The sequence below is a fragment of the Sphingorhabdus wooponensis genome (assembly GCF_003933235.1).
In the GTDB taxonomy this organism is placed as follows: Bacteria; Pseudomonadota; Alphaproteobacteria; order Sphingomonadales; family Sphingomonadaceae; genus Sphingorhabdus_B; species Sphingorhabdus_B wooponensis.
Genome location: NZ_RWJI01000002.1, coordinates 189,919 through 202,625 on the forward strand (window position 1 = coordinate 189,919; position 12,707 = coordinate 202,625).

Below are 12,707 nucleotides of genomic sequence, written 5' to 3' on the forward strand. Positions count from 1 at the left end.
TCCCATATCTGCGGTCATGCTGCTTTCCGGCTCCACCCGGCGCCGCAAGCGACGCCGGGGTTAAGACCGCAAAAATCAGGCTTTGGCCTTCAGGCTCTCTGCGACCTTGACGCCATGCCGCTCAAGCGCTTCGACGATCTTGCCTGCGCCTTCCAGTTCGCCCCAGAACATAGGGCCGCCGCGATAAATCGGCCAGCCATAGCCATAGATCCACACCACATCGATGTCAGATGCGCGCTGGGCTTTGCCTTCTTCGAGGATATAATAGCCCTCATTGACCATAGGATAGAGCGTGCGTTCAACGATTTCCTGATTGCTAATCTCGCGCTTCGGCAAGTTGGACGTAGCACGGAAATCTTCGATGATCGCCAATGCCTCGGCGCTTGGCGTACCCACACGCTTTTCATCATAATCGTAAAAGCCCTTGCCATTCTTCTGACCAAAACGGCCAGCGGCGCACAAGGCATCGCGGATGGTCTCAACCCGTGAGGGGTCACGATGCCAGCCAATGTCGAGGCCAGCCAAATCGCTCATCTGGAACGGGCCCATGGGCATGCCGAAATCGGTATGCACCTTGTCAATCTGCGCAGGCGTTGCACCCTCCAACAGCAATTGCATAGCTGGCTGCTGCCGCGTGGACAGCATCCGGTTGCCGATAAAGCCATGGCAAACACCAGCGACCACAGCCACCTTGCCGATTTTTTTGCCAATCGCCATGGCTGTGGCGAGCACGTCCGGCGCGGTTTTGTCGCCGCGCACGACCTCTAGCAATTTCATGACATTGGCAGGCGAGAAGAAATGCATGCCGACAACATCTTGCGGACGCGCGGTGCTCGCGGCAATTTCGTCAATATCGAGATAGGATGTATTCGACGCCAAAATCGCGCCGGACTTACAAATAATGTCGAGCTTTCCAAAAACCTCTTTTTTGACGTCCATGCTTTCATAGACCGCTTCGATGACCAGATCGCAGTCGGCGAGATCATCCAATGTCAAGGACGGTGTCAACAAGGCCATCATTGCCTCGACCTGTTCAGGCGAGAAGCGGCCCTTGGCTGCACTATTTTCGTAATTTTTGCGGATAACGCCAACGCCGCGGTCCAGATTTTCCTGCACCATTTCGACGATGGTCACAGGGATACCCTTGGACAGGAAATTCATCGAAATCCCGCCGCCCATGGTGCCCGCACCAATCACGCCGACCTTCTTGATATCGCGCAGCGCAATGTCTTTGGCCAATCCATCAATTTTTGCAGCCTGACGTTCAGCAAAGAACATGTGCCGCTGGGCCGCCGATTGCGATCCGGCCATCAGCTTCACAAACTCCGCGCGTTCAAACTTCATGCCTTCTTCAAAGGGCAACCGCGTTGCCGCCTCAACACAGGCAAGATTGGCATAAGGCGCGTCAAAGCCTTTCCATTTCTTGGCATTGGCCGCCTTCAATTGTTCAATAATCCCAACATCACCGCCCAGAGGGCGTTCACGCGTTGGCCGTGGGCCGATAGCAATCAATTCGCGTGCATAGGCAATGGCGTCGTCAGCCAAGCTATCTTCGCCAGCCAAACGGTCGACCAAACCAATCGACGCCGCCTTTGTTGCCGACAAAGGTTCGCCAAGCGCACACATTGTAGCGGCGGCCTCAATACCCACAACGCGCGGCAGCCTTTGCGTCCCTCCAGCGCCCGGCAGAAGGCCAAGCTTGACCTCTGGCACGCCAAGCCGCGCAGATGGCACAGCGATGCGGTAATGGCATACTAAGGCAGTTTCCAGCCCCCCACCCAGCGCCGTGCCATGAATGGCAGCGACAACGGGTTTTTCGGAAGCTTCAATTATGTTCAACACAGCGTTGAAATCCGGCCCTTGCGGTGGTTTGCCAAATTCCGTGATGTCGGCGCCGGCGATAAAGGTCGATCCTGCACAGCGCAGAACAATGGCTTTTACAGTATCATCCGACAGGCCCTGTTCAAAACTGTCGTTCAACCCCTGACGGACATGCCAAGACAGTGCGTTGACAGGGGGATTGTCGACAAGCACCACAAGGACGTCGTCAAATTTCTGCGTGGTTACTGATTGCACGGGCAACTCCTAATTTTTAAGGTTCGGCACGCTGGCCGGTTGTCGAGTGATGAAGAAACGTACGGCAGTCCTAATATGTTTTCTGCAGGCTTTGCAATCCTGCTGCTCCAAGCATAACAGCGACCTGCGTTTTACGCTTGGTCTTTCAAGCTTTGGATGATTGCTGAAAAATCGAGGCCACCATTTCCCGCCTTGTCAAATTGCGCATATAGTTCCGCCGCGCGTTCGCCCATCGGTACGTCGGCATTTACGGATTGCGCCGCTTCCATCGCCAATTTCAAATCTTTGAGCATCAACGCCGTGGCAAAGCCGCCTTGATACTCATTGTCCGCAGGTGTCGTGGGCCCAACGCCAGGGACCGGGCAATAGCTGGTCATAGACCAGTTCTGGCCCGAAGCTTTCGACGAAATGTCGTAAAAGGTCTGCAGATCCAGCCCTAGCTTTTCGGCCATGGCAAAGGTCTCACAAGTCGCAATCATTGACGCGCCAAGCAGCATATTGTTGCAGATCTTCGCCGCCTGTCCTGCACCAGATGCGCCGGCATGAATCACCGCTTTGCCCATGCAGGACAATATCGGTTCCGCGCGCGCAAAGGCAGTACCCGTGCCACCCACCATGAAAGTCAACGTGCCTGCATTGGCTGCAGCGATGCCGCCCGAAACAGGCGCATCGACCATGTCATAGCCAGCAGCGACAGCATCGGCCGTCACCTGCCGCGCAGTGCCTACATCAATAGTCGAACAATCCAGCAATATTGCACCTTGGGGGGCATGACCCAAGACGTCGTCTGCAAAAACACGCGCGACAATTTTACCATTGGGTAGCATCGACACCACGGCGTCAACGCCCGCGACAGCGTCGCGCACAGACGAAAATGTAGCGCAGCCATTATCCTGCGCGCGTGACAATGCATCACGTGACAGGTCAAAGGCGTTAACCGCATGCCCCGCCCTGACAAGATTTGCGGCCATGCCGCCACCCATATTGCCAAGCCCGATAAATGCGATTTTCATCTGGCTTATCCCATGGTCGGGATGACGAACGCGTTGCCGCCATCAGGTGCCCCATCAGGCCAACGCTGCGTGATCTTCTTGACCTTGGTCCAGAATTTAATGCCTTCCATGCCGTACTGGTCGGTGTCACCAAAGCCGGAGCGCTTCCATCCGCCAAAGCTGTGATAAGCAACCGGCACGGGAATCGGCACATTGATGCCGACCATGCCGACATTCACGCGGCTGGCAAATTCGCGGGCTGCGTGGCCGTTACGCGTGAAGATTGCGACGCCATTGCCATATTGATGCTTGGACGGGAGCGCCAAGGCCTCTTCAAAACTGGCCGCGCGGACCATTTGTAGGACGGGGCCGAAGATTTCTTCCTTATAGCTTTCCATGTCGGTGGTGACATGGTCGAACAAAGTTGGTCCTATGAAGAAGCCTTCCTCATGTCCCTGCAGCTTGAACCCGCGTCCGTCGATGATCAACTCGCCACCTTCATCGACACAGGTCTGAATCCAACCTTCAACCTTTGCCTTATGCTGCGCGGTGACAACCGGACCATAATGCGCCTCTGCATCGGTGGAGACACCAACACGCAACGCCTCGATTGCCGGAATGAGCTTTGCCTTCAAGCGCTCTGCGGTATCATCACCCACAGGGACAACCACAGGAAGCGCCATGCAGCGTTCGCCCGCCGAGCCGAAAGCGGCACCCGTTAAATCGTTGACGACCTGGTCGAGATCAGCGTCGGGCATCACGATGCCATGGTTTTTCGCGCCGCCCATCGCTTGCACGCGTTTGCCTTTGGCAACGCCGCGATGGTAGACATAATGTGCAATGTCGGATGACCCGACAAAGCTGATCGCGCCAATAGCGGGATGGTCAAGAATGGCGTCGACCATTTCCTTGTCGCCATGTACAACTTGGCAAATGCCCTCGGGCAGACCAGCCTCGATAAACAGTTCAGCCAAGCGTACAGGAACACTTGGGTCACGCTCGCTTGGCTTAATGATGAACGCGTTACCGGTCGCGATGGCAGGGCCGCTCATCCACAAAGGAATCATAGCGGGGAAGTTGAATGGCGTGATGCCTGCACCAATGCCGATGGGCTGACGCATTGAATATACATCAATGCCAGGGCCAGCGCCTTGGCTATATTCGCCTTTCATCACATGCGGAATGCCGCAGCAAAATTCGATGACTTCTAGCCCGCGTTGAATATCACCCTTACTGTCGGCGATGACCTTGCCATGCTCGGCCGAAAGCATATGCGCCAGTTCGTCCATATTGGCTTCAACCAGACGCTTGAATTCGAACATCACGCGCGCACGGCGCTGCGGGTTGGTCGTTTCCCATGCAGGCTGCGCGGCCAATGCCGCCTGCACCGCACGTTCAAGTATATTTGCGTCACCCAAGACTACCCGCGCTTGCACGCCGCCATTATTGGGATCCATGATCTCAGCAAAACGCGATGCACTGGCACCTGCACCGCCGCTGATGAAATGATCGATTTGACGCATATATCTTCTCCTGATTCCGTCCGCGTGCCATGCGCGTATCAATGCATTATTGCAACCATCGCGTATTGTGGTTCAAAATTCGGCGGCAGTGCATATATGGGCACAACATAAGCCGACAGCCTCCTTCTCCCTATTTCAGGAACGCCGATGATTACCCTTTTGGTCCGCACATCCTTCGTGGCAATCGCCTTCGGCGCACCCGCCGCTTATGCGCAAGATGATGCTACACCAATCATTGTCGTGACGGGCAAGGGCCTTGAGCAGACCAAAAGTGATCCCGCTTATGGCGCGGTTGAAATCGACCGCGCGCGCCTCACCAGCGAGGCATCGGGACGGATCGAAAATATCCTTGCCGATGTTGCAGGCTTTCAGCAGTTCCGCCGTTCGGACAGCCGCTCAGCGAACCCATCCGCCCAAGGCGCAACGTTGCGCGCACTTGGCGGCAATGCGTCGAGCCGAACGCTCATATTACTGGACGGCGTGCCGCAAGCTGACCCGTTTTTCGGTTATATCCCGTTTAGCGCCATTGCGCCGGAACGCCTGTCCTCCGTTCGCGTAACGCGCGGCAGCGGCAATGGCGCTTTCGGTGCGGGCGCTGTCGCTGGCACGATTGAGCTGAATAGCGCTGAGCGTGATGACTTGGCCAACGTCTCGCTGTCAGCTTTTTACGGTAGCGATAATGCACGCGAACTGTCGGCGGGCCTCACAACAGACTTTGGCGCTGGCTTTATCAGCCTTTCGGGACGCCTAGACAGCGGCGACGGGTTTTTCACCGCGCCTGCCGCTACGCGGCAGCCAAGCGATGTGCGCGCCGCTTATGATAGCTGGTCCACTGGTCTGCGCGCGGTCGCGCCTTTGGCCGATGGCGTGGAGATGCAATTTCGCGGACTGCTGTTCCAAGATAATCGCACCCTGCGCTTTGCAGGCGCGGACAGCAGTTCCGAAGGGCAAGACGCCAGCATCCGCATCATATCGCAAGGCCGCTGGCAATTTGATGCCTTAGCTTATGTGCAGGCACGCAATTTCACGAATGTCGTGATCAGCGCCACGTCTTTGCGCAAGACGCTGGACCAACGCAATACGCCCTCCACAGGGCTTGGCGGCAAAATCGAGGTCCGCCCGCCGGTTGGCGGTGGCCACCCCTTGCGCCTTGGCGCGGATGTCCGATTGGCCGAAGGCGAATTATTTGAAGATGCGTATAGCCAAGTCACAGGGCTCGTAACCGCACGCCGTAATGCCGGAGGCAATAGTGCGACCTTTGGTGTGTTTGCTGAACATGACTGGAGCCTCGGTGTCTTAACGCTGACCGGCGGTCTGCGTGCCGATCGCTGGATAATAAGCAACGGCTTTTTAGCCGAGCGCAGCGCCAATGGCACTGTCGTGCGCGATGACAATTTTGCCAACCGCTCCAATTGGGAAACAAGTACGCGGGTTGGCGCGCTTTTCGCCGCGCGTGATAACTTTGCCTTGCGCGCGGCGGCATATACGGGGTTCCGCTTGCCTACGCTCAATGAACTTTACCGGCCCTTTACGGTATTCCCCGTCGCCACCCGCGCCAACGCCGCATTAGACGTTGAAAAACTGCGCGGCGTTGAGGCAGGCTTTGATGTGCGTTTGGCCAATGGCGTCTCCTTTGGCGCGACCATCTTCTACAACCGCCTGAATGATGCCATCGCCAATATCACCATTGGGCCCAATCTACGTCAGCGGGGCAATGTGGATGCTGTCTTGGCTAAGGGTCTTGAGCTGAGTGGCGAGGCCGTTTTCGGCACTATGACCCTCTCGGGATCTTACGCATATAGCGATAGCAAAGTGCGCGCCTCAGGCAGCGCGTCGGCACTTAATGGCCTGTCTCCGGCACAAAGCCCGCGCCATGCCGCGAATGCAACATTGCGTTGGACGCCACATGCCGGATCAGTGTTCTCTGCAACCGCCCGTTATGTGGGCGCACAGTTTGAAGATGATCTGGAAAGCAACATCCTGCCCTCCGCGCTGACATTCGACGGCTTTGCCCAAGTGCCCATAACGCGACAGGTCGCTTTGACCGGCCGGGTAGAGAATATCTTCAACGAAGCCGTCGTCACCCGCAAGATCGACAGCTCCATCGATCTCGGTACGCCACGCATCTTCTGGATTGGGCTGAAGTTTATAATGAAGTAACTGGCGGAGACGGTGGGATTCGAACCCACGATAGAGTCACCCCTATACACACTTTCCAGGCGTGCGCCTTCGACCACTCGGCCACGTCTCCGCTTTCCCCTTGGGGACGCACGCCCCTAGCCGCTCCTTTGCGCTTTCGCAAGGCACAGTGATTTGCCATAATGCATCAGATGAAAAGATATCTGCTTTTGGTCGCTTGCGCCGCTTTATGCGCGCCACTCCCGCTTTTGGCGCAGAAGGCCAAAATCTATCCCGCACCTTCGGAGATTGTGGCGGCAGCCAAAGCAGAGGCATGGGTTCCCATTAAATCGTCCGACCTGATGATCATGGACCTTGCGCCCGATTCGAAAGGCAATCCGCGCCGCGTGGTCATCCAATTGATGCCTGCACCCTTCAGCCAAGGGTGGGTCGGCAATATCCGCAAGCTGGCAGCGACCAAATTTTGGGACGGCACCAGCATTAACCGCGTGCAAGATAATTATGTCGTGCAATGGGGCGATGCATCCGAGAAAAAGGCTTTGCCGGAGGGGTTGGCGGTGGTGTCGGAGGAAGATTATGTCTTTCCAGAAGCACTTACGCGTCCGCATTCGCTCGATCCGATTTTTGTTCCGCCAAATAACATCATTCGGTGGACCAGCTTTCATCAAGGATTTCCCGTCGCTGGCGTTGCTACTCCCGATACCGCAAGCAATTGGCCAATCCACTGCTACGGCATGGTCGGTGTTGGCCGTAATCTCTCACCTGACACCGGCAGTGGCGCTGAACTTTACACTGTCATCGGCCACGCGCCGCGGCACTTGGATCGCAACATCGCGCTTGTGGGCCGCGTGATTGAGGGCATTGAGCATATGTCGAGCCTGCCGCGTGGCACCGGCGCGCTTGGTTTTTACGAAAAGGAGGAGGACCGCGTGCCGATCCTGTCTATCCGGCTTGGCAATGAAGTGCTGGACGCGCCTGCCTTTGAATATCTGGACACCGAAAGCGATAGCTTCGCTGCTTATGCCGATGCGCGGGCCAAACGGCGCGACCCGTTTTTCAATGTGCCAGCGGGCGGCGCGGACATTTGCAATATTCCAGTACCCGTCCGGCGCAAGGCAAAATAAGCGAGGGGCTTAATCCGCCATCATCATCTTCATCTTGTCGAGCGCAGCTTTTTTTATCTGACACACCCGCGCCGCACCGACTCCTAAGGTCTCGCCAATTTCATCAAGGTTCAATTCCTCGACAAAATATAGCTGAAGAATAAGCGCCTCTCGTTCGGACAGTTTCGACAGGTTTGCAATCAACGCTTCACGCAATTGCGCCTTTTCGAGCATCGTATCCGCCGCGTCGGACATATCGGCAAACCACATGTCATGGTCAGAATAGCTGTCTTCAATCGATTCCTGCCCCACAGGCTGCGTTGACGCCACCATCGCGTGATATGCCGCCGGATCAAGCCCCGCCGCCGTCGCCATTTCAGCATCATTCGGAGCGCGCATATGTTCCTTTTCAAACTTCGCGCGGATACCGGCCAAATAGCGCCGATTGGCCATACCGGCACGGCCCATACGCGCATCAAGGCGCAACGCATCAACCATATTGCCCCGAATGCGCGTCGCCGCATAAGGCGCAAAGGCAATGCCCCGCTCTTCAAAATTCTGCGCCGCCTCAACCAAAGCGACAAGGCCGATCTGAATCAAATCCTCCACTTCAATCGCGGACGACATCCGGCTATGCACATGCCAAGCGATCCGGCGCACCAATGCGCTATGCGTTTCAACCAGTTGCGCCGGATCAAGCTTTTGCGGGGTGGCATACGCATTTCGGGCTTCAATCAACATAAGTGTCTCCAATGTCTTGCGGTGCATCCGTTGCAGCGGGTTCAGCCAATGGTCCGGTGCCACCGACAACGGCGATGACTTCGACCTTTTTGGTTTCAGGAATTTCGAGGAAGGACAGAACGGCAACGTCGCTATATTGGGCGCGCAACAAACGTCCGACGGCTGCACGGCACAATGGTGAGGTGATGATGGCGAAGCTGCGCGCGGCGACCAGCATCGGCTGCACCGCTGCGTCAATCACTGAAATGATACGGCGTGCGAGCTCTGGTTCAAACGGCCAACTTGCCTGCGGAGCCGATTGGACCGATTGCACCAAAAGCGATTCCAACGCGCTGTCAAAGGTAATCGCGGGCAGCGGCATTTTGACGGGGACGATGGTCTGCACAATCAACCCACCAAGCCTTTGCCGGACCGCCTCGACCAACTCGTTCATTTCCAGATTGCGCGGGGCGAGGTCGACCATGGCTTCGGCAATGCGGCGGAAATCGCGCAGCGGAACACGCTCGGCCAACAAAGCCCGGCACAGGGTCGTAACCGCCGCCAGCGTATATGGCACGGGCGTCAAACCTGCGGCGAGTTGCGGGTAGCTTTCCTTGAGATTGTTAATCAACGCCTGGGCATCATCCATGCCAAACAGCTCCGCCGCAGACGTGCTAACCAATTGGTTCAAATGGGTGGCGATAACGGTGGCTGGATCCACCACGGTGTAGCCTGCCGCAACGGCATCGGTGCGATCCCGCTCGGCAATCCAAAGGGCATCAAGGCCAAAGCTCGGATCCTTGACCGCGCGCCCAGTTAGACCTTCGAGGCAATCGCCCGAATCAAGTGCGAGCAATTCATTGGCCCATGCCTGATCTTCGCCCACCAGCACGCCCGATATGCGGATTTGATATGCATTTCCGGGCAAGGACAGGTCGTCAGCGACCTTAACCATGGGCATGACAAAACCGAATTCGCGCGACAATTGACGGCGAATGGCGGTAACCCGACCCATCAAGGCTGCGCCCTTGCGTTCGTCGACCAAGCTCACCAGTCCATAGCCAAGCTCAAGCTTGATAGGTGCAATGTCTGCGACTTCATGCCATTCGATCAGGTGACTTGGCCCCGTGTCCGTGATCGGTTCAACCACACGCACAGGCGCCCTTTCCGCCTTGCGCAATGTCCAATAGATTGCGCCCGCGACCGCAGCCGCAGGAAGCAAGACAAGCTGTGGCATGGCGGGAACCATGCCCAGCAACGTTAAGATGCCTGCAACAGGCCCCCACGCGCGTGAGAAACCAAATTGGCTTGAGATTTGGCCCGCCAAATCAAGTGGTGACGATACACGTGTTACAATGGCTGCGGCGGCAATGGACAATAATAACGCAGGCACCTGCGCCACCAACGCATCCCCCACGGCAAGCATGATGTATATTTGCGCAGCTTCGCTAAAGCTCAAGCCGTGGCTGACCATGCCCAAGATAAGACCGCCGAAAATGTTGACGAACAGGATAAGCAAACTGGCAATGGCGTCGCCTTTTACAAATTTGGATGCACCATCCATTGATCCGTAAAAATCCGCCTCTGTTGAGACTTCTTGGCGGCGAGCCTTGGCTTCGTCGGGCGTTAGCAGACCGGCATTCAAGTCCGCATCAATCGCCATCTGCTTGCCCGGCAAGGCATCCAGCGTGAAGCGTGCCGAAACCTCCGAAACCCGGCCAGCGCCTTTGGTGATGACGACCAGATTGATGATCATCAACACCGCAAACACAAAAAGACCGACGATATAATCGCCGCCAATCAGAAATGCGCCAAATGCCTCAATGACATGTCCTGCGGCTGCCGGACCATTATGGCCATCGACAAGTACCACGCGCGTCGATGCGACGTTCAAAGCCAAGCGAAAAATAGTCGCAAGCAGCAACACGGTCGGAAAGGACGAAAAATCGAGCGGCTTTGCCACGTTCATTGCGACCATCACAACGGCGAGGCTGATCATGATATTCGCGATGAAGCCGACATCCAGCAACATAGTAGGGACCGGAACGATCATCAGCATGACCAGTAACAATATGGCCACGGGCAATGCGTTGCCCTTCAGCGCGGCCAACGGCACCGCGAACATTGGGTTACGCATCATGCCTTCACCCCGGACAGGCGCTCATATGTCCTGCGTGCAAATTCGAGATCCAGACCCTTGGGCATCGTCTCCATCTCCGCCAAAGCCAAAGGCGCTCGGCGGAGCGCCGTTTTGGAAAAACGCTGCTCTAAACGCGATGACATTTGCCCTTCCGATGTGGCAGCGGCCATCTTTGCAGAAAAGCCGTCGCGGATTTCGATGAGACTACGTTGAATCCCATCTGGACGATAGAATATCGACCTGTTCGCCGCTGCGGCGGAAGGAAACAGCGGTGCAGCAGCCTGATTGGGGTCAACCTGCATCGCGGCAAGAAAATCACCTGCACCTTTAGCCCCAAGGAAGTGTGCGAGATAAAGGTCGACGTCCTGCGGGATTCCACCCATTCGCGATTGTAGATAATCGCCATTGTCCGACGCCAGTTCAGCGGCCATGATGGCGGCTGTTTCAGGATGCGTGCGCAGGCCCATAATCTGGGCATGCATGTCAGGTTCACCTACCGAAAATGCACCGTTGCGGTTTTGCGTAATCGCGCGCGATGCCCAATCAAGCCCATGTGATGGGCCATGGCGCTTCAGCGTGGCAAGCCAGGTCTGGTTAGTAAATTGATACAGGCCAGTGGCGCTAGATGTTTGGGCACGGGCATCTGGCCGCATACCACTTTCCAATTGTGCCTGATCCATCAGATAGTCAAAACCAACGCCCGTACGCGCGGACGCCTTGGCAATCGCCAAAGTCACACGCTGCTGCGTCGCTGCTGCGGTAATCGGGCCAGTCATAAGGGCATCTTTGTGTTCATGACCTGACTACAGCAACGCCCGTGCCAAATGCGGAAAACCCAGGGTTTATGGGCTATCGTAGGTGCGGTGTGTAGGTATGCGGCGATGATTGGCCGCGCAATTCGGCCAATCGGTCAATTTTCTGGCGGTTCCATGCCGTCAGATATTTGACCCGGATACGCGCCGCTTCTGCTTGTTTCATGCCATAAGCCAATTGTTCGGGATCGACGGCCTCTTTGTCCTGCGGCAAAACCGCCAGTGCCTCAGCCAGCGCGCGCGACGCGACAAGAACCGCGTCGGCATCAAACGCATCCAGCGCCGCAATAAGGTCGGTCTGGCGGGCAATGATGCGGTCGATCATCACTTTAGCCCGGGCTTTTCGATCCAAAACGGATAATGCCATCTGCAATAGCGCCCAGATCAATCCGATAATTCCCGCTCGCGATTGCCTCCTTCAACGACGCGATCCGTGCGGCATCAAATGGGGGGCCTTTTTGGGCAAGCGCACTTGCTAGGCTTATATTTTGCGTGACGGGTTGAATATTTTCGATTTTCTCCGGGCGTAACTTTGGAATGTCCGAAGCAATCTTTTGTCCAACACCAGCCAAAATCGGCGGTTTTGATGTGACCGAATGCACCATGTTTATCCCTTTCCGCTTCGCTGTCGGAAATCTGACAGCAACAACGGGTGTACAAACGGCAGATTGTTCATTCTCTTTAATATTAAATTATCGCCAACCCGCGCGCTTTAGCCATGGCGGTCATGGGCGTGGCCGATGTCAGCGATTTGACACGCAAAGATTGGCCAATTCTGGCATCATCCAGCGCAATCATTTGGGCAGATACGGCAAAGCCCGGTCCTTTTGTAATGCATTCAATTACATCGCCTTTGCGGATGACAATATCCGCGCCTGCATCCATCGCATTTGGCGCACGCGCTGGCACATGCAAGCGCCAGCCAAGAGCCGGACAGCGGACGACAGCCCCCCCATCAATCGCGGGTATGATGACCGGTGCATCCGGGCATTTTGCGAGCTTCAGCCTTTTGTCCACAGGCTCTGCATTGGCTTGAATCTGAATATTTTTGTCGAGCAGCGCAAGGTCTTCAAATTGGACCGGCGCAGCAGCGGACATTATCAACAACAGGCTAAGCATAAAAATTCCTTCGGATGTGTTCATCCGACGGGAGCAATCATCGTGCCAATTGCATTAATCCAGCGCGCTTAAGGCAGCGCAAA

11 protein-coding genes and 1 tRNA gene are annotated in these 12,707 nt (G+C 56.2%); 2 read left to right on the plus strand and 10 right to left on the minus strand.

The features are described from left to right. Positions 1-75: 75 nt before the first annotated feature. The 3 genes from D7D48_RS09130 to D7D48_RS09140 all read right to left on the minus strand — a co-directional run bounded on the left by D7D48_RS09130 (position 76) and on the right by D7D48_RS09140 (position 4,591). A complete protein-coding gene (locus tag D7D48_RS09130; protein WP_125231111.1) occupies positions 76-2,076 on the minus strand; it encodes a 3-hydroxyacyl-CoA dehydrogenase NAD-binding domain-containing protein in 2,001 nt (666 codons plus the stop codon). Between the two features lie 131 nt (positions 2,077-2,207). Then, positions 2,208-3,089 (minus strand): 3-hydroxyisobutyrate dehydrogenase, encoded by an 882-nt coding sequence (gene mmsB, locus D7D48_RS09135; protein WP_125231112.1) that lies wholly within the window; start codon positions 3,087-3,089, stop codon positions 2,208-2,210. A 5-nt stretch (positions 3,090-3,094) separates the two neighbouring features. After that, positions 3,095-4,591 (minus strand): CoA-acylating methylmalonate-semialdehyde dehydrogenase, encoded by a 1,497-nt coding sequence (locus D7D48_RS09140; RefSeq protein WP_125231113.1) that lies wholly within the window; start codon positions 4,589-4,591, stop codon positions 3,095-3,097. Between the two features lie 147 nt (positions 4,592-4,738). On the opposite strand from D7D48_RS09140, the gene D7D48_RS09145 reads away from it, so the two are divergent. After that, entirely contained in the window at positions 4,739-6,751 is a 2,013-nt protein-coding gene (locus D7D48_RS09145; protein WP_125231114.1) for a TonB-dependent receptor plug domain-containing protein, read from the plus strand. 1 nt (position 6,752) lies between these two features. Here D7D48_RS09145 and D7D48_RS09150 read toward each other — a convergent pair. Continuing rightward, positions 6,753-6,842, minus strand: a tRNA-Ser gene (locus D7D48_RS09150). 79 nt (positions 6,843-6,921) lie between these two features. Between D7D48_RS09150 and D7D48_RS09155 the strand changes: the two genes are divergently transcribed. Further along, the gene (locus D7D48_RS09155) at positions 6,922-7,854 is read left to right on the plus strand and encodes a peptidylprolyl isomerase (protein WP_125231115.1); all 933 of its coding nucleotides are present in this window, start codon (positions 6,922-6,924) and stop codon (positions 7,852-7,854) included. A 9-nt stretch (positions 7,855-7,863) separates the two neighbouring features. Here the strand turns inward: D7D48_RS09155 and D7D48_RS09160 are convergent, their stop codons facing one another. The 6 genes from D7D48_RS09160 to D7D48_RS09185 all read right to left on the minus strand — a co-directional run bounded on the left by D7D48_RS09160 (position 7,864) and on the right by D7D48_RS09185 (position 12,624). Continuing rightward, entirely contained in the window at positions 7,864-8,574 is a 711-nt protein-coding gene (locus D7D48_RS09160) for a sigma-70 family RNA polymerase sigma factor (protein WP_125231290.1), read from the minus strand. Then, on the minus strand, positions 8,564-10,693 hold the full coding sequence (flhA, locus tag D7D48_RS09165) for a flagellar biosynthesis protein FlhA (protein ID WP_125231116.1): 2,130 nt from the start codon (positions 10,691-10,693) through the stop codon (positions 8,564-8,566). The genes D7D48_RS09160 and flhA overlap by 11 nt, the downstream gene beginning before the upstream one ends. Then, positions 10,690-11,469 carry a lysozyme family protein gene (locus D7D48_RS09170; RefSeq protein WP_125231117.1) on the minus strand — a complete coding sequence of 260 codons (780 nt, stop codon included), beginning with the start codon at positions 11,467-11,469 and terminating at the stop codon, positions 10,690-10,692. The genes flhA and D7D48_RS09170 overlap by 4 nt, the downstream gene beginning before the upstream one ends. 73 nt (positions 11,470-11,542) lie before the next feature. Then, positions 11,543-11,830, minus strand: a complete 288-nt coding sequence (locus D7D48_RS09175) for a hypothetical protein (RefSeq protein WP_125231118.1) — start codon at positions 11,828-11,830, stop codon at positions 11,543-11,545. 4 nt (positions 11,831-11,834) lie between these two features. Continuing rightward, positions 11,835-12,110 (minus strand): flagellar biosynthesis anti-sigma factor FlgM, encoded by a 276-nt coding sequence (gene flgM / locus D7D48_RS09180; RefSeq protein ID WP_125231119.1) that lies wholly within the window; start codon positions 12,108-12,110, stop codon positions 11,835-11,837. 82 nt (positions 12,111-12,192) lie between these two features. Continuing rightward, the gene (locus D7D48_RS09185) at positions 12,193-12,624 is read right to left on the minus strand and encodes a flagella basal body P-ring formation protein FlgA (protein ID WP_185739834.1); all 432 of its coding nucleotides are present in this window, start codon (positions 12,622-12,624) and stop codon (positions 12,193-12,195) included. Positions 12,625-12,707 lie beyond the last annotated feature (83 nt).